This is a genomic window from Streptomyces sp. SCUT-3, from assembly GCF_014083985.1.
GTDB classification, from domain to species: Bacteria; Actinomycetota; Actinomycetes; order Streptomycetales; family Streptomycetaceae; genus Streptomyces_H; species Streptomyces_H thermolineatus.
Window position 1 is genome coordinate 5032501 of record NZ_CP046907.1, and the last position, 24365, is coordinate 5056865.

The following is a 24365-nucleotide window of genomic DNA, read 5'->3' on the forward strand; positions in this document are numbered from 1 at the left end:
GAGCGCGGCAGTGAGACTGTGGGGGATAAGCTCCATGGTCGAGAGGGAAACAGCCCAGAGCATCGACTAAGGCCCCTAAGCGTACGCTAAGTGGGAAAGGATGTGGAGTCGCAGAGACAACCAGGAGGTTGGCTTAGAAGCAGCCACCCTTGAAAGAGTGCGTAATAGCTCACTGGTCAAGTGATTCCGCGCCGACAATGTAGCGGGGCTCAAGCGTACCGCCGAAGTCGTGTCATTGCAGTACGTACCCCCAACGGGGACTGTGATGGGTAGGGGAGCGTCGTGTGCCGGGTGAAGCAGCGCCGGAAGGCAGTTGTGGACGGTTCACGAGTGAGAATGCAGGCATGAGTAGCGATACAAGAGTGGGAAACTCTTGCGCCGATTGACTAAGGGTTCCTGGGTCAAGTTGATCTGCCCAGGGTAAGTCGGGACCTAAGGCGAGGCCGACAGGCGTAGTCGATGGACAACGGGTTGATATTCCCGTACCCGCTTCGAAGCGCCCACGCTGAACCCTCTGATGCTAAGGCCGTGAAGCCGCCGGTGGTCTTCGGACCGCTGGTTGGTGGAGCCGCCGGCCCGAGGGGGTAGTAGGTGAGCGATGGGGTGACGCAGGAAGGTAGTCCAGCCCGGGCGGTGGTTGTCCCGGGGTAAGGGTGTAGCCCGGAGGATAGGCAAATCCGTCCTCCATGCAGGGTGAGACCTGATGCCGAGCCGATTGTGGTGAAGTGGATGATCCTATGCTGTCGAGAAAAGCCTCTAGCGAGCAGCGAAGCGGCCCGTACCCTAAACCGACTCAGGTGGTCAGGTAGAGAATACCGAGGCGTTCGGGTGAACCGTGGTTAAGGAACTCGGCAAAATGCCCCCGTAACTTCGGGAGAAGGGGGGCCACGGCCGGTGACGGGCTTTGCGCCCTGAGCTGGTGGTGGCCGCAGAGACCAGCGAGAAGCGACTGTTTACTAAAAACACAGGTCCGTGCGAAGCCGTAAGGCGATGTATACGGACTGACGCCTGCCCGGTGCTGGAACGTTAAGGGGACCGGTTAGCTCGTCTTCGGACGGGCGAAGCTGAGAACTTAAGCGCCAGTAAACGGCGGTGGTAACTATAACCATCCTAAGGTAGCGAAATTCCTTGTCGGGTAAGTTCCGACCTGCACGAATGGCGTAACGACTTCTCGACTGTCTCAACCACGGGCCCGGTGAAATTGCACTACGAGTAAAGATGCTCGTTTCGCGCAGCAGGACGGAAAGACCCCGGGACCTTCACTACAGCTTGATATTGGTGTTCGGTTCGGCTTGTGTAGGATAGGTGGGAGCCGGTGAAGCATGCACGCCAGTGCGTGTGGAGGCGTCGTTGAAATACCACTCTGGTCGTGCTGGATGTCTAACCTGGGTCCGTGATCCGGATCAGGGACAGTGTCTGGTGGGTAGTTTAACTGGGGCGGTTGCCTCCTAAAGGGTAACGGAGGCGCCCAAAGGTTCCCTCAGCCTGGTTGGCAATCAGGTGTTGAGTGTAAGTGCACAAGGGAGCTTGACTGTGAGACCGACGGGTCGAGCAGGTACGAAAGTAGGGACTAGTGATCCGGCGGTGGCTTGTGGAAGCGCCGTCGCTCAACGGATAAAAGGTACCCCGGGGATAACAGGCTGATCTTCCCCAAGAGTCCATATCGACGGGATGGTTTGGCACCTCGATGTCGGCTCGTCGCATCCTGGGGCTGGAGTCGGTCCCAAGGGTTGGGCTGTTCGCCCATTAAAGCGGTACGCGAGCTGGGTTTAGAACGTCGTGAGACAGTTCGGTCCCTATCCGCTGTGCGCGTAGGAGTCTTGAGAAGGGCTGTCCCTAGTACGAGAGGACCGGGACGGACGAACCTCTGGTGTGCCAGTTGTCCTGCCAAGGGCATGGCTGGTTGGCTACGTTCGGGAGGGATAACCGCTGAAAGCATCTAAGCGGGAAGCCTGCTTCGAGATGAGGGCTCCCACCCCGTGAGGGGGTAAGGCTCCCAGTAGACGACTGGGTTGATAGGCCAGATGTGGAAGCCGGGCAACCGGTGGAGCTGACTGGTACTAATAGGCCGAGGACTTGTCCTCAGATGCTCGCGTTCACTATGTGGCTCCCGGGTTGCGAACAGTCGCACCGGTGAAGAACCACTTCTAAATTTAAGAGTGTGCTTGTTCACTTGGAACACCCGATGGTGTTTCGGTGGTTATAGCGTTAGGGAAACGCCCGGTCACATTCCGAACCCGGAAGCTAAGCCTTTCAGCGCCGATGGTACTGCAGGGGGGACCCTGTGGGAGAGTAGGACACCGCCGAACAATTTTTGAGAGGGCCCTCGGTCCCGGCACACAGTGCTGGGACCGAGGGCCTTTTTGTTTTGCCCCCGGAGCAAGGCACTCTGGTTAACAGGCAAGACAGCACTGAGTACTGCAGCAGGAACAACCGACAGGAGTCATGTCGATGTCCAACTCGTCCGAGGGCCGCTTCGAGCGGCGCTCCAGTGGCGGCTCGTACGGTTCGCGTGCCGGCGGGAGCAACGACCGACGTGACTTCCGTTCGGGAGGTCCGCGTCGGGAAGATGACCGTGGTGGGTTCCGCCGGGATGACCGTCCGAGCGGGCCACGCAGGGATGACGACCGTGGCGGGTTCCGTCGGGACGACCGTCCGAGCGGTCCGCGTCGGGACGACGACCGCGGTGGGTTCCGTCGCGATGACCGTCCGCGTCGGGACGACGAGCGTGGCGGGTTCCGCCGCGATGACCGTCCGAGCGGTCCGCGTCGGGACGACGAGCGTGGCGGGTTCCGTCGCGATGACCGTCCGAGTGGGCCGCGCAGGGACGACCGCGGTGGGTTCCGCCGCGATGACCGTCCGAGCGGTCCGCGTCGGGACGACGAGCGTGGCGGTTTCCGTCGCGATGACCGTCCGAGTGGTCCGCGCAGGGACGACCGCGGTGGGTTCCGCCGGGACGACCGTCCGAGCGGGCCGCGTCGGGACGACGAGCGTGGCGGGTTCCGTCGCGATGACCGTCCGAGTGGTCCGCGCAGGGACGACCGCGGTGGGTTCCGCCGGGACGACCGTCCGAGCGGGCCGCGTCGGGACGACGAGCGTGGCGGTTTCCGTCGCGATGACCGTCCGAGTGGTCCGCGCAGGGACGACCGCGGTGGGTTCCGCCGGGACGACCGTCCGAGCGGGCCGCGTCGGGACGACGAGCGTGGCGGTTTCCGTCGCGATGACCGTCCGAGTGGTCCGCGCAGGGACGACCGCGGTGGGTTCCGCCGGGACGACCGTCCGAGCGGGCCGCGTCGGGACGACGAGCGTGGTGGATTCCGTCGCGATGACCGTCCGAGTGATCCGCGTCGGGACGACGAGCGTGGCGGTTTCCGTCGCGATGACCGTCCGAGTGGTCCGCGCAGGGACGACCGCGGTGGGTTCCGCCGGGACGACCGTCCGAGTGATCCGCGTCGGGACGACGAGCGTGGCGGTTTCCGTCGCGATGACCGTCCGAGCGGGCCGCGTCGGGACGACGACCGTGGTGGATTCCGTCGGGACGACCGTCCGCGTCGGGACGACGAGCGTGGTGGGTTCCGTCGGGACGACCGTCCGCGTCGGGACGACGAGCGTGGTGGGTTCCGTCGGGACGACCGTCCGCGTCGGGACGACGAGCGTGGTGGGTTCCGCAGGGACGACCGTCCGAGCGGGCCGCGCAGGGATGACGAGCGTGGTGGGTTCCGTCGGGACGACCGTCCGCGCAGGGATGACGAGCGTGGTGGGTTCCGCGGGGACGACCGTCCGCGTCGGGATGACGAGCGTGGTGGGTTCCGCGGGGACGACCGTCCGCGTCGGGACGACGAGCGTGGTGGGTTCCGCAGGGACGACCGTCCGAGCGGGCCGCGCAGGGATGACGAGCGTGGTGGGTTCCGTCGGGACGACCGTCCGCGCAGGGATGACGAGCGCGGCGGGTTCCGCGGGGACGATCGTCCGCGTCGGGACGACGGTGTGCGAGGGCCGCGCAGGGACCCGCGTGAGAGTGGGCTGGAGCCGGTGCGCCGGCTCCCGATCCCGGAGGAGGTCACCGGTTACGAGCTGGACGCCGACGTGCGCCAGGAGCTGAAGAGCCTGCCGAAGACCTTGGCGGACGACGTGGCCCGCAACCTGGTGATGGTGGCCCAGCTCCTCGACGAGGAGCCGGAGAAGGCTTACGACTACGCCAAGATCGCGCTGAGGCTCGCTTCGCGTATTCCGTCCGTCCGGGAGGCCGTCGGTTTCGCTTCCTACGCCACGGAGCGGTACACCGAGGCGCTGGCGGAGTTCCGTGCCGCGCGTCGGATGACGGGTTCGGCCGAGCTGTGGCCGGTGATGGCCGACTGCGAGCGCGGCCTGGGACGTCCGGAGAAGACGCTGGCCATGGCCGGCGCTCCCGAGGTGCAGAAGCTGGACCGTGCCGGTCAGGTGGAGATGCGGCTGGTCGCGGCCGGTGCCCGCCGGGACATGGGGCAGGTGGACGCTGCAGTGGTGACCCTGCAGGGTCCGGAGCTGGCCTCGACCGCCGTTCACCCGTGGACCGCTCGGCTGCGCTACGCGTACGCCGACGCGCTGCTCGCGGTGGGGCGCGAGGACGAGGCCCGCGACTGGTTCGCGAAGGCCCTCGAGGCGGACACCACCGGCACGACGAACGCCTCCGACCGGCTCGCAGAGCTGGACGGTGTGGAGTTCATCGACGCGCTCGACCCGGAGGCGGAGACGGAGGAGGACGGGTCCGTGGACGGGGCCGAGGCCGCGGTGAGCGGGGCCGAGACTTCGGACTCGGACTCGGACTCGGGCTCGGAGGCCGGCGCCGGTCGTGAGGCGGAGGCCGGGGCCGACGACGCTGCCGCCGACGACGCCGGCACGGATGCGGTTCCTGCGGCTGCTGCGCAGGAGGACGACGCCGCGAAGTAGCGGGCGGGGTCGGAACGCCGGAGGGCCGGGCGCGGTTTTCGCGCCCGGCCCTCCGGCGTTTCCGTCGGCGGTGCGGTGTCAGTCCAGTTCGAGGCTTCGGATGACCAGGCCCGTCGCGGGCTTGGGGCCGAAGGACGTGGACTTGCGCGGCATCGTCGTGCCCTGGCGGGCGAGTTCGAGGACCACCTGCTCGGAGACAGGGTGGAGGAGGACTGCCGTTCCGCCGGCTTCCTCGGCCTTCGCCACGGCGGCCGCCGCGTCGTGGAGGTAGCCGACGTGGTCGGGCGAGTCCGGTACCTGCCACACGCGGTCGAGCAGCACGTTGTGCAGGACGGTGGCGTCCAGCCGGTGCCAGGCCGGGGGCTTGTCGGCGTGTGCGGCTCCTCCGGGGAGGGCGGTCGCGGCGGGGGAACCGGGGTCGCTCCCGTTGCCGGTGAGGAGCCGGAACCCCCCGTCGCCGGCGAGGAGGAAGGCGTTGCCCGTCGCCGCGGCCGCCCCGAGGGAGTCCAGCGCGGCGGGCAGCGGGCCGTCGACCTCGCGGACGCGGAATCCCGGGGAGGCGGCCAGGGCGGCGAGGGCCCGCTCGGGAGGGAGCCGGTACAGGACCCGGTGGATGGCGCGGACCCGGAGCGGGTAGCGCTCGGTGTCCACCAAGAGGACGAGCCCGCGGTCCCAGGGGCCGGGGCCGCCGTGCTCCTCCTGCAGCCGCAGGTAGGTGGCCCAGCGGTGGTGCCCGTCGGCGATGAGGGCGTGGAGCCGTGCCAGGTCCTCGCGCACGGCGGTGATCACGGCGGGATCGGTCAGGGCCCACAGGCGGTGCCGGATGCCGTCCTCGGTGGTGGTGCACAGCAGCGGCTCCTGCAGCACCGTCCGCTCGACGGTCTCCGCGGCCGCCTGCCCGCCCCGGTAGGCCAGGAGGAGCGGCTCGAGGTTGGCGGCCGTGGCGCGCATGAGGCCGGCGCGGTCGGCGACGGGGCCGGGCATGACGTCCTCGTGGGGGAGGACGATGCCCTCCTCCTTCGGGGTGAGCCGGAGGGCGCCGATGAGGCCGCGCTGCAGCATGCCCTCGGCGCGCTGCTCGTAGACGTACAGGGCGGGCTCGGGGTCGGCGGCCAGGACGCCCTCGCTCTGCCACCGGCGCAGGCGGGCGGCTGCCTGCTCGTGGCGGGCGGCCGGGTCTTCGCCCTGGGGCAGGATCAGGCGCACGACGTTGTGGGGGTCGGAGGTCTCGAGGTGGAGCTGTTCGTCGGGACGGACGACCACGTCGTAGGGAGGGGAGGTCACGGACGCGAGCCCGGAGACCCTCTCCGGCACGTAGCGCAGCCCCCGGAAGGGGGCCAGGGACAGTCCCTCGGGACGGGAGGGCGCGGGTGACTCTGTGCCGGGAGCGCTGCTCATCCTCCGAATGCTACGGGGCAGTGCGTGTGGGAGATGATCGGGGTGCGAGGACCCGACGAACAGGGAGTGGCAACCGATGACCCACAGGACCCGGCCCGCCGCCGCGGAGCGACCGCTGTGCGAGGCGTACGACACCGCCCTGTACGACCTGGACGGTGTCGTCTACGCGGGGCGGACGGCGATCCCGTACGCGGTGGAGTCGGTCTCGGAGGCGTCGGCGAGGGGGATGCGGGCCGCGTACGTGACCAACAACGCCTCGCGCACGCCGCAGGCGGTCGCCGAGCACCTGAACCGGCTGGGGCTGGACGCGGCGCCCGAGGACGTGATCAATTCCGCGCAGGCGGTGGCCCGGCTGGTGGCGGACGACGGGCGGGTGCCGGCCGGGTCCCGGGTGCTGGTGGTGGGCGGCGCCGGGCTGGTGCAGGCGCTGCGGGAGCGGGGCTTCGAGGTCGTGCGGTCGGCGGAGGACGGGCCGGCCGCGGTGGTGCAGGGCTACGACCCGACGGTGGGCTGGGAGCACCTGGCGGAGGCGACGTACGCGGTCGCCTCGGGCGTGCCGTGGTTCGCCTCGAACACCGACCTGACGATACCCACGGCCCGCGGCACCGCTCCGGGCAACGGGGCGCTCGTGGAAGTGGTGCGTATCGCGACGGGGGCGGACCCGCTGGTGGCGGGGAAGCCGCGTCCGCCGATGCACCGGGAGACGATCCTGCGCACCGGGGCCGAGCGGCCCTTGGTGGTGGGGGACCGGCTGGACACCGACATCGAGGGGGCGCACGTCGGGGGTGTCGACTCGCTGCTGGTCATGACCGGTGTGACGACGGCCGCGCAGCTGCTCGCGGCGCCGCCGGAGCACCGTCCGACCTACGTGGCGACGGACCTGCGCGGGATCCTGGAGCCCCAGCCCGCTGTGGAGGCGTCCGGGACCGGATTCCGCTGCGGCGGGTGGACGGCGGCCCCGGCGGGCGGCGGGGGCAACGGTGTCGGCCGGGTGCTGCTGGAGGGGGAGGGGGACCCGGCCGACGGGCTGCGGGCGCTGTGCGCGGTGGCGTGGTCGGCGGCCGGGGACGGCAGGGCGTCGTTGGACGCGGAGGAGGCTTTGGCGCGACTGGACCGGTGAAGGACCGGTCGTTGCCTTCGGCGGGGCGGCGTGCGGGCGGCTGCGGGGCCGGAGACGGAGCCGGACAGGGGCCTGTGGAGCCGCAGGGGACCGGCCGCAGGAGGTTCGGGCCGCGGGGGACCGGTCAGAGCAGGGAACGGAGCCGCAGCAGGTCTCTGAAGCCCGCCTCGACCTTGACGCGGCCGCTCGCCCACGCCTTCGCGAAGTGCAGTTCGCCGTCGACCAGCGCCAGCAGGTCGTCGCCCGCCAGGGCCAGATGGATCTGGGCCTTCTCCGTCAGCCTTTCGGAGGAGGCCGTCACGTTGCGGAGCCGCCCGTCGGCCAGATGGCCGGTGAAGACCACCGGTAGATCGGTGATCCGGCAGCTCAGCGACCGGTGCAGCGCGGCGGCCGCGGCTGCCTCGCCCCCGGCCTCCGCGAGGCTGTCCGCCAGGCGCTCCAGGGCGGCGCGGCACTCCTCGATGGTCGCCATGGTGGTGCTTCTCCAGTCCGGGACGCGGCGGGTACGTGGTGAACGATCCGGTGCGACCGACCGTACAGGAGAGGGGCGACGGGCACGGAGCGTCGTCCGTGCATCGTTGGGCGGTCGCCGAACGGGTAGCGTCTGGACCATCGGCGTCGATGGCGAGGCGAGGAGTGAGGGCATTGCGTGATGCACTGCGCACCTGTCTGCAGATTGCGGGCGGCCTGACCGAGGTGACCCGGCAGCGGGCGGCGTCCGCGGCCCGGGAACTGCTGGACCAGGCGGGGATCGACCTCGACGAGGTTCAGCGCAAGGTCGCCGACCGGATCCCGCCGGAGGTCCAGACGCTCGCGGACGAACTGGTCACGGCCGGGCGGACCAACCGCGACCTGCTGGTCGGGCTGATCCGCGAGGAAGTCGACAAGGCGATGCAGAGGGCCGGGCGCATCGGGGACGAACTGGTCCGTGTCGGTGTGCTGGTGGAGATGCTGGAGCGCCGTATCCGCAACCTGGAGGGCGGCGGGGAGCCCGGCCCGGCGGCGCCGGAGGCACCCGCCGGGGCAGGAGCCGGCGGCGGGACGGAGACCGTCCGGGCGGTCAAGGGGATCTCGCGCACCACCGGGGCCCGTGAGGCGGCCGCCCTCCGGCTTCCGGCCGAGGAGGCGACGAAGGGCACGCCGACATCGCCCCGTGAGGCGGCCGCCCACGACCCAGAGGCGAACGGGCGGACGCCCGCCGCAGCGGCCGTCGGTACGGCGAAGAAGACCCCTGCGGCGAAGACTCCGGCGGCGAAGGCTCCTGCGGCGAAGAAGACCCCCGCGAAGAAGGCTCCGGCGAAGAAGGTTTCGGCCAAGAAAGCCGGAGGCGGTGGGGGTGCGGTGAAACGGGCTGCCGCGGCCCGCGCCGCGACGGCCTCGGCCTCCGCGTCGACCACCGTCAGGAAGGCGGCGTCCCGGAACTCGCGTGCGGCAGGAGCGGAGGAGCCGGCCCCCGTCCAGGGGACCGATGCGGCGGAGACCGCCGGGCCGGCGGTGAAGAAGGCGGCGGGGAAGAGGACCGCCGCGAAGAAGACTGCTGCCGAGAAGGCCCCGGCGAAGAAGGCCCCGGCGAAGAAGGCCGCTGCCAAGAAGGTCGCGACGAAGAAGGCCGCTGCGAAGAAGGCCGTGGTCGTGAAGGGGACGGCGGAGGACAAGGCCGCGATCAAGAAGACGACCGCCCGCAGGACGGCCGCCCGGAGGACGTCGGCGGACCGGCCGGCCGAGGGGCCGGAGTCCGCGGGCGGAGGGGCCGGACGGGCGGACGCGGCGGAACGACCCGGGTCGGGTACCGATGCATGAGGATGCGGAGGTCACGGGGCCCCCAGGGGCCCCAGGGGCCCCAGGGGCCCCGGGGGCCCCTGGGGCCCCGAGGGTCACCGGGGGTGGGGACGAACGGGTCGGCGCGTCCCTCCCGTCCGCCAAGGGGGCCGCTTCGGCGGGCCCGCTCGGGGTCGGGACGGAGCGCACCGGGGAGGCCGACGTCGACCGGGTCGTCGCCCGGTTGGCCGAGGTGGACCACCTGCCTACGGAGGAGCACCCTGCCGTGTACGAGGATGTACACCGGGGACTGAGCGACGTGCTCGCCGCTCTGGACTCCCGGCCGGGACCACCCGCCCCCGCACCGGAACCGGTGCACGACGACAGGAGCTGAACCGCACGTGGCAGTGGCACGACGTCGCCTCGACGCCGAGTTGGTGCGTCGTGGTCTCGCGCGCTCACGGGAGCACGCGAGCCAGTTGATCGACGCAGGGCGGGTGACCGTGGGCGGCACCACCGCGGCCAAGGCCGCCACACAGGTGGAGACCAGTGCCGCCCTGGTCGTGGCGGAGGACGACAACGATCCCGACTACGTCTCGCGCGGCGGCCACAAGCTGGCCGGGGCTCTGGCGGCCTTCGTCCCCCGGGGGCTGGTCGTCGAGGGCCGGCGCTGTCTGGACGCGGGGGCGTCCACCGGCGGCTTCACCGACGTGCTGCTGCGCAACGGCGCGGCGCACGTGGTCGCCGTCGACGTCGGCTACGGCCAGCTCGCCTGGTCGTTGCAGAGCGACGACAGGGTCACCGTCAAGGACCGCACCAACGTGCGGGAGCTGACCCTGGAGCAGATCGGCGGCGAGCCGGTCGACCTGGTCGTCGGCGACCTGTCGTTCATCCCGCTGGGGCTGGTCCTGCCAGCCCTGGTGCGCTGCGCGGCGGACGGCGCGGACCTGGTGCTGATGGTCAAGCCGCAGTTCGAGGTGGGCAGGGAGAGGCTCGGCAGCGGGGGTGTGGTGCGCAGTGCGCAGTTGCGGGCCGAGGCGGTGCGCCACGTGGCCGAGCAGGCCGCGGGGCTCGGGCTGGGCGTGCTGGGTGTGACGGCCAGTCCGCTGCCGGGGCCGTCCGGCAACGTCGAGTACTTCCTGTGGTTGCGTGCCGGTGCACCCGCGCTGGACCCGTCGGATGTGGACCGTGCTGTTGCGGAGGGGCCCCGTTGAACGACGTCACCGTCACCGATCGCACCGTCTTCCTGCTGGCGCACACCGGCCGGCCCGCCGCCGTGCGCAGCGCCGAACTCGTCGTGCAGGGGCTCCTCGGTGCGGGGATAGGGGTGCGGGCGCTGGCCGAGGAGGCCGCCGACCTGCCCCTGCCGCCCGCGGTCGGCCTGGTCGGGGCCGCGGGGCCGGAGGCGGTCGAGGGCTGCGAGCTGCTGATAGTGCTGGGCGGCGACGGCACGCTGCTGCGCGGGGCCGAGATCTCCCGCGCCTCCGGGGTGCCGATGCTGGGGGTCAACCTGGGCAGGGTCGGCTTCCTGGCCGAGGCGGAGCGGGACGACCTGGACAAGGTCGTCGACCGGGTGGTCACCCGCTCCTACGAGGTCGAGGAGCGGATGACCCTGGACGTGCTGGTCCGCACGGACGGGCAGGTGGTGCACACCGACTGGGCGCTCAACGAGGCGTCGGTGGAGAAGGCGTCCCGCGAGCGCATGATCGAGGTCGTCACCGAGGTCGACGGCCGCCCGGTGTCGGGGTTCGGCTGCGACGGGGTGGTGTGCGCGACCCCGACCGGGTCGACGGCGTACGCGTTCTCGGCGGGCGGGCCGGTGGTGTGGCCGGAGGTCGAGGCGCTGCTGATGGTGCCGATCAGCGCGCACGCGCTCTTCGCCAAGCCGCTGGTGACGTCGCCCGCCTCGGTGCTGGCGGTCGAGGTGCAGCCCCGGACGTCGCACGGGGTGCTGTGGTGCGACGGGCGCCGCACCTACGAGCTGCCGGCCGGATCGCGCGTGGAGGTGCGGCGCGGGGCGGTCCCGGTGCGCCTGGCGAGGCTGCACCACGCCTCCTTCACCGACCGCCTGGTGGCGAAGTTCGCCCTGCCGGTGGCGGGCTGGCGCGGCGCCCCGCACTAGCCCGCCCCTCCCGGCGCCCGGGCCGGGCGGGACGGACCGGTCCCGGCGGGGCCCGGGCGCCGGGAGGGGCCGGGCGCAGGCGGCTGCGCACTGCGGTTCCGGCACCGGTTCCGGTACCGGTTCGGCGCCGGTTGTTCACCCGCGCCGGGGGTGGCCCTTGGCGTCCGCGGCCCGGAACCTCGTAAGGTCGTGTCCGTGCTGGAGGAGATGCGGATACGGTCGTTGGGTGTCATCGACGACGCCGTGGTCGAGCTGTCGCCCGGGTTCACCGCCGTCACCGGCGAGACCGGGGCGGGCAAGACCATGGTCGTCACGAGCCTCGGGCTGCTGCTCGGGGGGAGGGCCGATGCCGCGCTGGTGCGCACCGGGGCCAGGGCGGCGGTGGTCGAGGGCCGGATCACGGTCGGCGCGGACTCGGCCGCGGCCCGCCGCGCCGAGGAGGCGGGGGCCGAGCTGGACGACGGCGCGCTGCTGATCAGCCGGACGATCTCCGCCGAGGGGCGCTCGCGGGCCCACCTGGGCGGCCGCTCGGTGCCGGTGGGGCTGCTCGGGGAGCTCGCCGACGACCTGGTGGCCGTGCACGGCCAGACCGACCAGCAGGGACTGCTGCGCCCGGCGCGCCAGCGCCAGGCGCTGGACCGCTACGCGGGCGAGGCGGTCGCCGGGCCGCTGAAGCGCTACACCGCCGTCTACCGGCGGCTGCGCGAGGTCGCCTCCGCGCTGGAGGAGCTGACGACGCTGGCCCGCGACCGGGCCCAGGAGGCGGACCTGCTGCGGTTCGGCCTGGAGGAGGTCGCCGCCGCCGAGCCGCGTCCGGGCGAGGACGCGGAGCTGGCCGCCGAGGCCGAGCGGCTCGGACACGCCGAGGCCCTGGCCTCCGCGGCGACCACCGCGCACGCCGCCCTGCTGGGCAACCCGGAGGACCTTGAGGGCGTCGACGCCAACGCCCTGGTTGCCGGTGCCCGCCGGGCGCTGGACGCGGTGCGCGGGCACGACGCGTCGCTGGCCGCGCTGGCCGACCGGCTCGGCGAGGTCGGCTACCTGCTCGCCGACGTCGCCGGGGAGCTGGCCGGCTACGCGGACGACCTGGACGCGGACCCGCTGCGCCTGGCCGCCATCGAGGAGCGCCGCTCGGTCCTGGCCCACCTGACCCGCAAGTACGGGCAGAGCATCGACGACGTCCTGGCCTGGGCCGAGACCGGGGCGCAGCGGCTGGCCGAGCTGGAGGGCGACGACGAGCGGATCGGGGAGCTGGCCGCCGAGCGGGACGCGCTGCGCGCGGAGCTGACCGGGCTGGCGCAGGAGCTGGGCGACGCGCGGGCCGCGGCGGCGGAGCGGTTCGCAGCCGCGGTCACCGCGGAGCTCGCCGAGCTGGCCATGCCGCACGCCCGGGTGAGCGTCGCGATCCGGCGGCACGACGACCCCGACGGGCTGGAGGTCGACGGCCGCACCGTCGCCTTCGGGCCGGCCGGTGTGGACGAGGTCGAGCTGCAGCTGGCCCCGCACCCGGGTGCCCCGCCCCGTCCCGTCGCCAAGGGCGCCTCCGGCGGTGAGCTCTCGCGCGTGATGCTGGCCGTCGAGGTGGTCTTCGCCGGCTCCGCCCCGGTGCCGACCTACCTGTTCGACGAGGTGGACGCCGGCGTCGGGGGCAAGGCGGCGGTGGAGGTCGGGCGGCGCCTGGCCCGGCTGGCCCGCTCGGCGCAGGTCGTGGTCGTCACCCATCTGCCGCAGGTGGCCGCGTTCGCCGACCGGCACCTGGTGGTGGAGAAGACCAGCGACGGGTCCGTCACCCGCAGCGGCGTCAAGACGCTGGGGGACGAGGAGCGGGTGCGCGAACTGTCCCGCATGCTGGCCGGCCTGGAGGACTCGGAGCTGGGCCGCGCCCACGCCGAGGAACTGCTGGAGGCGGCCCGCTCGTTGTGAACCGGCACAGGCACCCGGCGCGGCCCGGCCGCGCCGGGTGCCGCCCGGCCCGGCGCCCGGCGCCCGGGGGAGCCTCCCCACCGGCCCCGCGGACGGGTCCTGCCCTGCGGGGCGGGTCCGTCCGCGTTCCGTCCCACCGACGGGTCCGGAGACGGATCCACGACCGAAGGAGTCCGGCCGCCGTGAACGGCACACCGGTCCCCCCGAGCGGGCGGCCCCACGGCCCCGCCCGCGGTTTCCCGAACCGCGGGCTGCACTCCGTCCACGTGATCGGCGGGGGAGTCGGCGCGGGCGCCCACGTCCTGGTGCTGGCCAGGGGGCTGGCGGCGCGCGGGGTCGGGGTGACGGTCTGCGGGCCCTCCGGGGCGGATTCCGGGTTCGGCTTCACCGCCGCGGGCGCGCGGTTCGCTCCGGTGGAGATCGGCCGCCGGGCCTCGGCGCGCGGTGACGCCGCGGCCGTCGCCGCGCTGCGGGCGGTGTGCGCCGGCGCGGACGTGGTGCACGCGCACGGCGTGCGGGCCGGGCTGCTGGCCTCCGTCGCGGTCGGCGCGGCCCCGCTGGCGCCGCGCCGACGCGTCCCGCTGGTCGTCACCTGGCACGCCGCCGCCCGGGCCGAGGGGCCCCGTGCGCGGCTGGTGGAGCTGCTGGAGCGGCGCGTGGTGCGCGCGGCGGACCTGGTGCTGGGCGCCTCCAGCGCGGTCGTGGACCGGGCGCGGGCGCTCGGCGCCCGGGACGCCCGGCTGGCGTCGGTGGTGCTGACCGGGCTGTCCGGGCTGTCCAGGTCGTGCGGGCCTTCCGGGTCGTGCGGGGCCGCGGAGCCGCCGGAGGGGGTGGAGGAGACGGAGCGCCGCCGGCGGAAGGTGCGCGAGGAGCTCGGTGCGGGTGACGGCCCGCTGCTGCTGTCGGTGGGCCGCCTGGGTGCGCACAGGGGATTCGACGGGCTGCTCGACGCGTGCCGGGCCTGGCAGGACCTGCGGCCGCAGCCGCTGCTGGTGATCGCGGGGGAGGGCGGCCGGCGGGCGGCCCTGCAGGGCCGCGTCGAGCGGGAGCGGCTGCCGGTGCGGCTGCTCGGCCTGCGCGACGACTTCACGCACCTGCTGGCGGCCGCCGACCTGATGGTGCTGCCGGGGCGGTGGGAGGCGCGCACCCTGGTCGTGCGCGAGGCGGTCCGAGCCGGGGTGCCGGTGGTGGCCGCGGGCGCGGGCGGGCTGCCCGAGGTGCTGCGGGAGGCGGTCGCCGTCGTGCCGCAGGGAAACCCGGCGGCGCTCGGCCGGGCGGTGGCCGCGCTGCTGGAGGACCCGGCCCGCCGGGCCGGGATCGCCCGGTCGGCGCAGGCGCTGGCGGACGCCTGGCCCACCGAGGACGACGCCGTCGCGCAGGTCCTGAGCAGCTACGACGAGCTGCTCCAGCGCTCCGCCGTCCGCCGCTGACGGTTCCCCGGGCCGGGGCCGGGGCCCGGAGGCGGTCCGGCCCGGGGCCGGCCGGTCAGACCCAGCCGCGCTTGGCGGCCTGCCAGACGAGCTGGAGGCGGGTCTCCACGCCGGCCAGCGCGATCAGGTCGCGCAGCCGCCGCTGCACCGTGCGGACGCTGGAGCCCAGCTGGGTGGCGACGGCCTGGTCGGTCAGCCCCGAGACGACCAGGGACAGCAGGAAGCGGTCCTCGGCCGACGGCCTGCCCCCGTCCGCCGCCGGGTCCGGGCCGTCCAGGGACAGGGGGACCGCGGTCGCCCAGATGCGTTCGAAGAGGGCGAGGAGCGCGTCCAGCAGTGCGCCGGCGCGCACCACCACGGCGACCGGCTCCCCGGTGGCCCGGCCGTCCTCGCTCAGCAGCGGCAGCAGCGCGTGCTCGCGGTCGGCCACGATCATCTTCAGCGGCAGCGGGGTGGGCGAGACGCGGGCCTCCTCGCCGGCGGCGAGGAACTCCCGCAGCATCAGGCCGGGGCCGTCCGCCTCCACCACGTCCCGGTCGTAGAGGACGCGGAAGCGCACCCCGGCCTTGAGCGAGGCGAACTCCGCGGCGTTCTCCTCGGCGGGCACGGCCACGGTGGGCTGCTTGACGAAGCCGGCCACTTCCTGCCGGGCGCCGCGCTGGAGCCAGTCGACCCGCTGGGCGACGGCGTCCGCGCCGCGCAGGACCTCCAGCAGGTCGCCGGAGCCGCGCAGCGCGCTCGCCGCCCGGTACGCCTCGGCCAGCCGGGCGACCGCGGCCCGGTCGTCCAGCAGCCGCTCCTGGCGGCGGCGCAGCAGGGGGGCGAAGGCCACGTCGGGTGCGACCGCGTGGTAGCGGCAGGGGGCGTCGCCGGTGCGCACCGCCATGCCCAGAGCGGTCAGTTCTTCCAGGGCCCGGCCGGTCCGGCCGGGGCCGGGGACGCCCGGGTGCGCGGCGAGCTCGTGCGCCGCGGCGCTGGGGACGGACACCAGCGCCGCGTAGACGGCGGCGGCCTCCTCGCTCAGCCCGCAGTCCGCCGGCAGCCCGGGCTCGCCGGCGGGTGCGTCCCCGAGGCCGCGGGCGGCAGGGCCGGGGAGGGGGTGTGCGGACGGCCCGGACGGCGAATGCCGTCCGGGCGGGGTGTCGGAGCTGGGCATGCCCTCGACCCTAACCGGCCGCACGGTGCCGCCGTCCCGGCCGGGGCCGCGCTATCCCCCGTAGGCGCCGCAGGCGGTCAGCCGCAGCGCGGTGTCGATCAGGGGCACGTGGCTGAAGGCCTGCGGGAAGTTGCCCACCTGCCGTCGGCCGACCGGGTCCCACTCCTCCGCGAGCAGGCCCAGGTCGTTGCGCAGGCTCAGCAGCTTCTCGAACAGCCGGCGGGCCTCGTCGACCCGGCCGATCATCGCCAGGTCGTCGGCGAGCCAGAAGGAGCAGGCGAGGAAGGCGCCCTCGTCGCCGGGCAGGCCGTCCAGGCCGGTGTGCTCGCCGTCGGTGGGGTAGCGCAGCACGAAGCCGCCCTCGACGGTCAGCTCGCGCTGGATGGCCTCGATGGTGCCGATGACCCGCTTGTCGTCCGGCGGGAGGAAGCCGACCTGCGGGATGAGCAGCAGGGAGGCGTCCAGCTCCTTCGAGCCGTAGGACTGGGTGAAGGTGTTGCGCTCGGGGTCGTAGCCCTTCTCGCACACGTCGGCGTGGATCTCGTCGCGCATCTCGCGCCACTTCTCCAGCGGCCCGTCGACGTCGCCGGACTCGATGAGCTTGACGGTGCGGTCGACCGCGACCCAGGCCATGACCTTGGAGTGCACGAAGTGGCGGCGCGGGCCGCGCACCTCCCAGATGCCCTCGTCCGGCTCGCGCCAGTGGTCCTCGAGGTAGCGGATGAGCCGCACCTGCAGGTCGCTGGCGTAGTCGTTGCGGGTCAGGCCGGTCATGTGGCCGAGGTGGAGGGCCTCGACGACCTCGCCGTAGACGTCGAGCTGGAGCTGGTTGGCGGCGCCGTTGCCCACCCGCACCGGCTTGGAGCCCTCGTACCCGGGCAGCCAGGCCAGTTCGGTCTCGCCCAGTTCCCGCTCGCCGGCGATGCCGTACATGATCTGCAGGTTCTCCGGGTCGCCGGCGACCGCGCGCAGCAGCCACTCGCGCCAGGAGCGCGCCTCGTCGCGGTAGCCGGTGCGCAGCAGGGACGACAGGGTGATGGCGGCGTCCCGCAGCCAGGTGAAGCGGTAGTCCCAGTTGCGGACCCCGCCGATGTCCTCGGGCAGGGAGGTGGTGGGCGCGGCGACGATGCCGCCGGTGGGGCCGTAGGTGAGGGCCTTGAGGGTGATCAGGGAGCGGATCACCGCGTCGCGGTAGGGGCCCTGGTAGGTGCACTCGTCGACCCAGGTGCGCCAGAACGTCTCGGTGGCCTCGAGGGAGGACTCGGGCTCGGGCAGCGCGGGCTGGTCGTGGTGGGAGGGCTGCCAGCTGATGGTGAAGGCCACCCGCTCCCCGGGGGAGACGGAGAAGTCGGCATAGGTGGTCAGGTGCTCGCCGTAGGTCTCGGCGTCGGTGTCGAACCACACCGAGTCGGGGCCGGCGACGGCCGCGGTGCGCTCCTGCTTGGCGTCCGGGTGGGCGACGCGGTGCACCCACGGCACGACCCAGCCGTAGGAGAAGCGCATGCGCAGCGCCGAGCGCATCGGCACGGTGCCGCTGACGCCCTCCACGATGCGGATGAGCTGGGGGGCGCCGTCCCGGGGCGGCATGAAGTCGATCACCCGGACCGTTCCGTCGGGGGTGTCGTACTCGGACTCCAGGACCAGGCTGTCACCGCGGTAGCGGCGCCGCGTGGCCGACGGCGGCTGCCCGCCGTCGGCGAACGCGGGCCCCAGCCGCCAGAAGCCGTGTTCCTCGGTGCCGAGGAGCCCGGCGAAGACGGCGGGCGAGTCGAAGCGGGGCAGGCACAGCCAATCCACCGTGCCGTCGCGGCAGACCAGGGCAGCGGTCTGCATGTCGCCGATGAGTGCGTAGTCCTCGATGCGCCCGGCCACGTGCATCTCCAGTCGAACAGGTCGGGGGTGTCACCCTTGGGAGGGCGTTGCGATCTTTCTTCAGATGATCGTCGAGCCTGTGGCTTCCGGTGCCCCATTCCCCCCGGGGTCCCGCCGCTTCTCGTACGCGGTCGGGGCGGTCCCAAGGCAGCGGGAGCGGGCTGGGTTGGTGCCGTGCCGGCCGGCTCGCAGCGATGCGTCCGAGCAGAATACGACGCCCGGGGGCCCTCCGTACCAATCATGCCGGTGGCAGTTGCCTGCCGTTCGTGCGGAAACGGGCCGCCCGGGTACCAGCCTGTACATATCCTCTCAGGTCCGGGGGTCGACGGGCACGTCATGGCCGCGGCGCTGATACCCTGGTAGCCCGTGGACCGGTGGGAGAACCACTGAACCGCAGCGACGCCGCCCCGAAGAAGCAGGGGCCGTACGCCCCTCACCTCGCGACCACGGGAGCCCCCTCTTGGCACTGCCGCTTGCTGGTAGGAACCAGACGACCAAGCACCTCTTCGTCACCGGGGGTGTCGCCTCCTCGCTCGGCAAGGGCCTCACCGCCTCCAGCCTGGGTGCGCTGCTCAAGGCACGGGGACTGCGGGTCACGATGCAGAAGCTCGACCCCTACCTCAACGTCGACCCCGGCACGATGAACCCCTTCCAGCATGGCGAGGTGTTCGTCACCGACGACGGCGCCGAGACCGACCTGGACATCGGCCACTACGAGCGCTTCCTCGACGTGAACCTGGACGGCTCGGCCAACGTCACCACCGGCCAGGTCTACTCCTCGGTGATCGCCAAGGAGCGCCGCGGCGAGTACCTGGGCGACACCGTCCAGGTCATCCCGCACATCACCAACGAGATCAAGTCCCGGATCCGCCGCATGGCCACCGAGGACGTCGACGTCGTCATCACCGAGGTCGGCGGCACCGTCGGCGACATCGAGTCGCTGCCGTTCCTGGAGGCGGTCCGCCAGGTCCGCCACGAGGTCGGCCGGGACAACGTCTTCTTCGTGCACGTCTCGCTGCTGCCCTACATCGGCCCCTCGGGCGAGCTGAAGACCAAGCCGACCCAGCACTCGGTGGCGGCCCTGCGCAGCATCGGCATCCAGCCGGACGCCATCGTGCTGCGCGCCGACCGCGACGTCCCGCAGTCCATCAAGCGCAAGATCTCGCTGATGTGCGACGTCGACGAGGACGCGGTCATCGCCTGCAAGGACGCCCCCTCGATCTACGACATCCCCAAGGTCGTGCACGCCGAGGGCCTGGACGCCTACGTGGTGCGCCGCCTCGACCTGCCCTTCCGGGACGTGGACTGGACCCAGTGGGACGACCTGCTGCGCCGCGTCCACCAGCCCGAGCACAAGGTGAAGGTGGCGCTGGTCGGCAAGTACATCGACCTGCCCGACGCCTACCTGTCGGTGACCGAGGCGCTGCGCGCCGGCGGCTTCGCCAACAACGCCAAGGTGCAGATCAAGTGGATCACCTCGGACGAGTGCCGCACTCCGGCCGGCGCCGCCCAGCACCTCGGCGACGTCGACGCGATCTGCATCCCCGGCGGCTTCGGCGAGCGCGGCGTGGACGGCAAGGTCGCGGCGATCACCTACGCCCGGGAGAACGGGATCCCGCTGCTGGGCCTGTGCCTGGGCCTGCAGTGCATCGTCATCGAGGCGGCCCGCTCGCTGGCCGGCGTCAAGGACGCGAACTCCACCGAGTTCGACCCGGCCACCGCCCACCCGGTGATCTCCACCATGGCCGAGCAGCTCGACATCGTCGCCGGCGAGGGCGACCTGGGCGGCACCATGCGGCTGGGGCTGTACCCGGCCAAGCTCGCCGAGGGCTCGATCGTGCGCGAGGTCTACGGCGGCGAGCCGTACGTCGAGGAGCGCCACCGCCACCGCTACGAGGTGAACAACTCCTACCGGGCGGAGCTGGAGAAGAAGGCCGGGCTGCGGTTCTCCGGCACCTCCCCGGACGGCAGGCTCGTCGAGTACGTGGAGTACCCGCGCGAGGTGCACCCCTACCTCGTGGGCACCCAGGCGCACCCCGAGCTGAAGTCCCGCCCGACCCGCCCGCACCCGCTGTTCGCCGGGCTGGTGGCGGCCGCCGTGCTGCGCCAGCAGGGCGGCCGGCAGGACACCGGGGACTGACCCCCGCCGCGCAGGGCCGGGACGCCCCCGTCCGGGGGCGTCCCGGCCCTGCGCGCCCACGCCCGTCCCGCGGCCCGGCCGCGGCCCCGCACTGTCTTCACCTGGAGGATCCGACCGACATGGGCGAGTACACCGGACCCCTGCGCGACATCGCCGAGGAATGGCCGGTCACCGGCACCACGACGCAGTTCGCCGGCAGGAAGACGGGGGTGCGCACCGACGAGGTGACCATGCCCGACGGCAGCGTCGTCAGCCGCGACTACCAGACCCATCCCGGGTCGGTCGCCGTGGTGGCGCTCGACGAGCAGGGGCGGGTCGTCGTCCTGCGGCAGTACCGGCACCCGGTGCGGCACAAGCTGTGGGAGGTCCCGGCCGGGCTGCTGGACGTCGTCGGGGAGCACCCGCTGGGCGCCGCGCAGCGCGAGCTGTACGAGGAGGCCCACGTCGAGGCGGGGGACTGGCGCGTGCTGGCCGACGTCTACACCAGCCCCGGCGGCACCGACGAGGCGCTGCGCATCTTCCTCGCGCGGGAGCTGTCGGACGTGGAGGGCGAGCGCTTCGAGGTCTCCGAGGAGGAGGCCGACATGGAGCTCGCCCGCGTGCCGCTGGAGGAGCTGGTGCGCGGCGTGCTCGCCGGCGACCTGCACAACACCTGCCTGGCGGTCGGCGTGCTGGCCCTGCAGGCGGTCCTCAACGGGGACGGGGTGGAGGCGCTCCGTCCGGCCGACGCACCCTGGCCGGCGCGCCCCTTCACGCCCTGAGGCGTGACCCTTCACGCCCTGGGGCGGTGCCCCTCACGCCCTGGGGCGGTGGCCCCTTCACGCCCTCCGCGCACCGGTGCGGGGGGTGCTCCCGTTCCCGGGCGCGTCCCGCCGGGCCGCGGAACCGCGCCGGACGGGGCCCGTTCCGTGGCCCGGGCGGGTAGCGCCCGTGGTGAGTCCCGCGAACGGTGAGCCGGCGTCAACTACGCTCGTCCCCGTTCCCGCCGGCAACAGCGGCGGGCCCGTGTGCGTGGTGGTCGGGAGTGTGGCTCGTGGCGGAGCAGGCGCTGGAGAGGGACGGGCTGTCGGCGGCCGGGGCCGGCACCGGGGCGGGGGCCGCGGCACCCGCCGTCCCGCGCGACCTCCCCCCGTCGGACCCGTGCTTCCTGGGCCGGGCCGTGGAGACCAGGGAGCTCCTCGCCGAGATCGACCGCCCCGGGCTGGGGGCGTCCCGCGGCCGTCCGCAGGAGGGCTGCCGCGTCCTCCTCGTGGCCGGCCGGGCGGGTTCGGGGCGCACGGCCCTGGCGGTGCACCTCGCCCGCCTGGTCGCCGACCGCTACCCGGACGGGCAGCTCTTCGCCCGGCTGACCCGGCCCGGCGGCGCCCCCGTGTCCGCGGCCCAGGCCGCCCGGTCCTTCCTGGAGCGGCTGGGCCGGCCCGACGACGCCCGCGGGCGGGAGCCGGCCGCGGCGCTGCGGCGGGCGCTCGCGGGACGGCGGGTGCTGATCGTCCTCGACGACGTGGACGGCGCCGCGCAGATCCGGCCGCTGCTGCCGGACGCCCCCGGCAGCCTGGTGGTCGCCACCTCCGCGGGGCCGCTCACCGGGATCCCCGACGTGCGCCCCTGCGCCCTGGGCGGGCTCGACACCGCCTCCGCCGTCGAGCTGCTCACCCGGACCGCGGGCTCCACCCGCGTCACGTGCGACCCCTGCGCGGCCGAGAGCCTGGTCGCCGAGTGCGCGGGGCACCCCGCCGCGCTGCGCCTGGCGGGGGCGTGGCTGGCGGCCCGGCCGCGGATGTCGGTGACCGACGCGCTGCAGCGCCTGCGGGACGTCCCCGACACGCCCTTCCCCCCGCCGCCGCCGGGGAGGGCGCTGCCGCCGGAGCAGGAGGGGTGCCCCGGGGAGGAGGCGGCCGGCCCGGACGGGGGAGGGGCCCCGCCGGTGCCCGCGGCGGCCCCGGTGCCGCCGTCGCCGCTGCTGAGGGCGTTCCGGCTGGTGTACGAGTCGTTCGCCCCCGGCGCGGCGCGGATGCTGCGCCTGCTGGTCCTCGCGCCGGAGGGCGTGGTCGACGAGCACGTCGCCTCCGCGCTGGGAGGGTGTTCGGTCGCCGCTGCGCGGTCGACCCTGGACGAACTGGTCCGGGCCGGCGTCCTGGTGGCCGAGGGGGACGCGCTGCGCGTCCCCGCCTGCCTGGTCCCGGCCCTGCGGGCCCTGACCGAGGCACTCGACCGGCCGGCCGAGGTGGAGCTGGCCCGGGCCCGGATGCTGGAGCGCACCGTGCGGCTCCTGCACGCCTGCCGGCTGGCGCTGACGCCCCCGGACGCCGCGGTGCGCGCCCGGATCGAGGCGCTGCCGCGTGCCATGAGGTTCCGTTCGCGCGCCGCGGCGGCGGACTGGCTGGACGGCCGGCTGCCGTCCCTGCTGGCGGCGGCGGACGCCGCGGCCGCCGACGGCGGGTTCGACACGCTCGCCCAGCGCCTGGTGGCGGGGCTGGTGCGGGCGCTCACCCACACCGACGGCGACCGGTCGCCCGAGCTGTACCGGCTGCACGGCCTGGTGCTGGAGGTGGCCACCCGCCGCGGCCTGCACCGTGAACGCGCCGCCGCGCTGATCAACCTGGCCGACCTGGACGTCAGGGCGGGCCGGCCGGAGGAGGCCCTGGGCCGTTACCGCGAGGCCGTCACCGCCGCCCGGGCGGACGGCGACGGGGCCGCCGCGGCCCGCGCGCTCGAGGCCATCGGCAGCACCTACCGGCTGCTGGACGACCCGGACCGGGCCGCCGACTGGTACGGCCGCGCCCTCGCCCTGCGCCAGTTCCGGGGAGAGCAGGCCGACCAGGCCAGGCTCCACGGCCACCTGGGGGCGATGGGGGCGCGGAGCGGCCGGTGGGCGGAGAGCCTGCGGGAGTGGAGGGCCTGTGCCGCGCTCCACCGCAGGCTGGGGAACCTCTCCTCCCACGCCCGGGCGCTGGGGGAGGCGGCCGGGGTGCTGGAGAGCGCGGGGGAGGCCGAGGAGGGGCTGCGGGTCTGCCGCGAGGCGCTGCAGCGCGCCCGCACGGCGGGCGACACGCGGTTGGAGGCCGCGCTCCAGCTGCGGATGGGCGACACCCTGGAGAGGCTGGGGGATGCGGCCGGGGCGCGGCTGCACAGGGCCGAGGCGGCTCGCCTGCTGGAGGACGGGAACCGGTAACAGAGCCGACCCGGAGGAGTACAGCCTGCGAAACATCCAGTTCCCTCCGCGAAATTATTCAGTTTGTAAGGCTGGACAGCGGGATCCCCTTCATTAGACTTGGCCACATCGCGACTGTTGCGACTTGTTCCGGCATGTCCGGACTCTCCCGAATCCCCTCATTCAAGGACCGTGATCCACGTGAAGGTCGGCATCCCCCGCGAGGTCAAGAACAACGAGTTCCGCGTGGCCATCACGCCCGCCGGCGTGCACGAGCTCGCCCGGGGCGGCCACCAGGTGTTCGTGGAGCACGACGCGGGCGTCGGCTCCTCGATCACCGACGACGAGTACGTCGCGGCGGGGGCCCGCATACTCGGCACGGCCGACGAGGTCTGGGCCGAGGCCGACCTGCTGCTGAAGGTCAAGGAGCCGATCGCGGAGGAGTACCACCGCCTGCGCAAGGACCAGACGCTCTTCACCTACCTGCACCTGGCCGCCTCCCGCGAGTGCACCGACGCCCTGCTGGCCTCCGGCACCACGGCGATCGCCTACGAGACGGTCGAGACGGCCAACCGCCGCCTGCCCCTGCTCGCCCCGATGTCCGAGGTCGCGGGCCGGCTGGCCCCGCAGGTCGGCGCCTACAGCCTGATGCGCTTCGCCGGCGGCCGCGGCGTGCTGCCCGGCGGCGTCCCCGGCGTGGCCGCGGGCCGCGCCGTGGTGATCGGCGCCGGCGTCTCCGGCTGGAACGCGGCGACCGTGGCGCTGGGCATGGGCTTCCACGTCACCCTGCTCGACCGCGACCTCGACAAGCTCCGCGAGGCCGACCGGTTCTTCGGCAACCGCGTGCAGACCGTCGCCTCCAACGCCTTCGAGCTGGAGCGGGCCGTCCTGGCGGCGGACCTGGTCATCGGCGCGGTGCTGATCCCCGGCGCCCGCGCGCCCAAGCTGGTCACCAACGAGATGGTCTCGCGCATGAAGCCCGGCTCGGTGCTCGTCGACATCGCCATCGACCAGGGCGGCTGCTTCGAGGACTCGCGCCCGACCACCCACGCCGAGCCCACCTACCGGGTGCACGACTCGGTCTTCTACTGCGTGGCCAACATGCCCGGCGCGGTGCCCCACACCTCCACCCACGCCCTGACCAACGCCACGCTGCCCTACATCGTGGAGCTGGCCAACCGCGGCTGGCGCGAGGCCGTCCGGCGCGACGCCGCCCTGGCCAAGGGGCTCAACACCCACGAGGGCCGGGTCACCTACGGTCCGGTCGGCGAGGCGCACGGCCTCGACGTTGTCGACATCGCGACAGTTCTCGCCTGAGCGACGGCCGCGCGGCGCCGACGAGCCGCGGACGAGACGCCGACGAGCC

The 24365-nt window shown here is 73.5% G+C and carries 15 protein-coding genes, 2 rRNA genes and 1 pseudogene (1 of these 18 running past the window's edge); 14 read left to right on the top strand and 4 right to left on the bottom strand.

Going from position 1 to position 24365, the window contains the following annotated elements:
* From GQS52_RS22175 to GQS52_RS22190, 4 genes and pseudogenes are all read left to right on the top strand, one after another.
* Window positions 1-2084: ribosomal RNA gene (locus tag GQS52_RS22175) — 23S ribosomal RNA — on the top strand (it extends 1033 nt beyond the left edge of the window).
* A gap of 108 nt (window positions 2085-2192) precedes the next feature.
* Window positions 2193-2309 (top strand): 5S ribosomal RNA (gene rrf, locus GQS52_RS22180).
* 745 nt (window positions 2310-3054) lie between these two features.
* Window positions 3055-3984: pseudogene (locus tag GQS52_RS28260) on the top strand (hypothetical protein); the annotation flags it as partial.
* A gap of 102 nt (window positions 3985-4086) precedes the next feature.
* Window positions 4087-4929, top strand: coding sequence for a hypothetical protein (locus GQS52_RS22190; RefSeq protein ID WP_259371176.1), 843 nt, complete (start codon window positions 4087-4089; stop codon window positions 4927-4929).
* 78 nt (window positions 4930-5007) lie between these two features.
* On the opposite strand, the gene GQS52_RS22195 is transcribed toward GQS52_RS22190, so the two are convergent.
* Entirely contained in the window at window positions 5008-6327 is a 1320-nt protein-coding gene (locus GQS52_RS22195) for a DUF1015 domain-containing protein (protein ID WP_182315101.1), read from the bottom strand.
* Between the two features lie 76 nt (window positions 6328-6403).
* Here GQS52_RS22195 and GQS52_RS22200 point away from each other — a divergent pair, with 76 nt between their 5' ends.
* Window positions 6404-7447 carry an HAD-IIA family hydrolase gene (locus tag GQS52_RS22200; protein WP_182315102.1) on the top strand — a complete coding sequence of 348 codons (1044 nt, stop codon included), beginning with the start codon at window positions 6404-6406 and terminating at the stop codon, window positions 7445-7447.
* 124 nt (window positions 7448-7571) lie between these two features.
* Here the strand turns inward: GQS52_RS22200 and GQS52_RS22205 are convergent, their stop codons facing one another.
* The gene (locus tag GQS52_RS22205; protein WP_182315103.1) at window positions 7572-7919 is read right to left on the bottom strand and encodes an SCP2 sterol-binding domain-containing protein; all 348 of its coding nucleotides are present in this window, start codon (window positions 7917-7919) and stop codon (window positions 7572-7574) included.
* A gap of 173 nt (window positions 7920-8092) precedes the next feature.
* Between GQS52_RS22205 and GQS52_RS22210 the strand changes: the two genes are divergently transcribed.
* The 5 genes from GQS52_RS22210 to GQS52_RS22235 all read left to right on the top strand — a co-directional run bounded on the left by GQS52_RS22210 (window position 8093) and on the right by GQS52_RS22235 (window position 14680).
* Window positions 8093-9247, top strand: a complete 1155-nt coding sequence (locus GQS52_RS22210; protein WP_182315104.1) for a histone — start codon at window positions 8093-8095, stop codon at window positions 9245-9247.
* A gap of 365 nt (window positions 9248-9612) precedes the next feature.
* A complete protein-coding gene (locus tag GQS52_RS22220; protein WP_182316638.1) occupies window positions 9613-10419 on the top strand; it encodes a TlyA family RNA methyltransferase in 807 nt (268 codons plus the stop codon).
* On the top strand, window positions 10416-11327 hold the full coding sequence (locus tag GQS52_RS22225) for an NAD kinase (RefSeq protein WP_182315106.1): 912 nt from the start codon (window positions 10416-10418) through the stop codon (window positions 11325-11327). The genes GQS52_RS22220 and GQS52_RS22225 overlap by 4 nt, the downstream gene beginning before the upstream one ends.
* A 207-nt stretch (window positions 11328-11534) precedes the next feature.
* A complete protein-coding gene (gene recN, locus GQS52_RS22230) occupies window positions 11535-13250 on the top strand; it encodes a DNA repair protein RecN (RefSeq protein ID WP_182316639.1) in 1716 nt (571 codons plus the stop codon).
* Between the two features lie 182 nt (window positions 13251-13432).
* Window positions 13433-14680, top strand: a complete 1248-nt coding sequence (locus GQS52_RS22235) for a glycosyltransferase family 4 protein (RefSeq protein ID WP_346268256.1) — start codon at window positions 13433-13435, stop codon at window positions 14678-14680.
* Between the two features lie 55 nt (window positions 14681-14735).
* Here the strand turns inward: GQS52_RS22235 and GQS52_RS22240 are convergent, their stop codons facing one another.
* Window positions 14736-15836 carry a helix-turn-helix domain-containing protein gene (locus tag GQS52_RS22240; protein ID WP_182315107.1) on the bottom strand — a complete coding sequence of 367 codons (1101 nt, stop codon included), beginning with the start codon at window positions 15834-15836 and terminating at the stop codon, window positions 14736-14738.
* Between the two features lie 51 nt (window positions 15837-15887).
* Window positions 15888-17708 carry a glycoside hydrolase family 15 protein gene (locus GQS52_RS22245; RefSeq protein ID WP_182315108.1) on the bottom strand — a complete coding sequence of 607 codons (1821 nt, stop codon included), beginning with the start codon at window positions 17706-17708 and terminating at the stop codon, window positions 15888-15890.
* Window positions 17709-18168: 460 nt separating this feature from the next.
* On the opposite strand from GQS52_RS22245, the gene GQS52_RS22250 reads away from it, so the two are divergent.
* The 4 genes from GQS52_RS22250 (at window position 18169) to ald (ending at window position 24316) form a co-directional block, all read left to right on the top strand.
* A complete protein-coding gene (locus tag GQS52_RS22250) occupies window positions 18169-19848 on the top strand; it encodes a CTP synthase (RefSeq protein ID WP_259370911.1) in 1680 nt (559 codons plus the stop codon).
* Window positions 19849-19967: 119 nt separating this feature from the next.
* On the top strand, window positions 19968-20609 hold the full coding sequence (locus GQS52_RS22255; RefSeq protein WP_182315109.1) for an NUDIX hydrolase: 642 nt from the start codon (window positions 19968-19970) through the stop codon (window positions 20607-20609).
* A gap of 272 nt (window positions 20610-20881) precedes the next feature.
* A complete protein-coding gene (locus GQS52_RS22260; RefSeq protein ID WP_259370912.1) occupies window positions 20882-23020 on the top strand; it encodes a tetratricopeptide repeat protein in 2139 nt (712 codons plus the stop codon).
* A 180-nt stretch (window positions 23021-23200) separates the two neighbouring features.
* Window positions 23201-24316 (top strand): alanine dehydrogenase, encoded by a 1116-nt coding sequence (ald, locus tag GQS52_RS22265; RefSeq protein WP_182316643.1) that lies wholly within the window; start codon window positions 23201-23203, stop codon window positions 24314-24316.
* Window positions 24317-24365 lie beyond the last annotated feature (49 nt).

Bases quoted from the DNA above. Each gene is read 5' to 3' on its own strand.
- GQS52_RS22195 (WP_182315101.1), bottom strand. From the start codon at position 6,327: ATGAGCAGCGCTCCCGGCACAGAGTCACCCGCGCCCTCCCGTCCCGAG.
- GQS52_RS22200 (WP_182315102.1), top strand. From the start codon at position 6,404: ATGACCCACAGGACCCGGCCCGCCGCCGCGGAGCGACCGCTGTGCGAG.
- GQS52_RS22205 (WP_182315103.1), bottom strand. From the start codon at position 7,919: ATGGCGACCATCGAGGAGTGCCGCGCCGCCCTGGAGCGCCTGGCGGAC.
- recN (WP_182316639.1), top strand. From the start codon at position 11,535: ATGCGGATACGGTCGTTGGGTGTCATCGACGACGCCGTGGTCGAGCTG.
- GQS52_RS22240 (WP_182315107.1), bottom strand. From the start codon at position 15,836: ATGCCCAGCTCCGACACCCCGCCCGGACGGCATTCGCCGTCCGGGCCG.
- GQS52_RS22255 (WP_182315109.1), top strand. From the start codon at position 19,968: ATGGGCGAGTACACCGGACCCCTGCGCGACATCGCCGAGGAATGGCCG.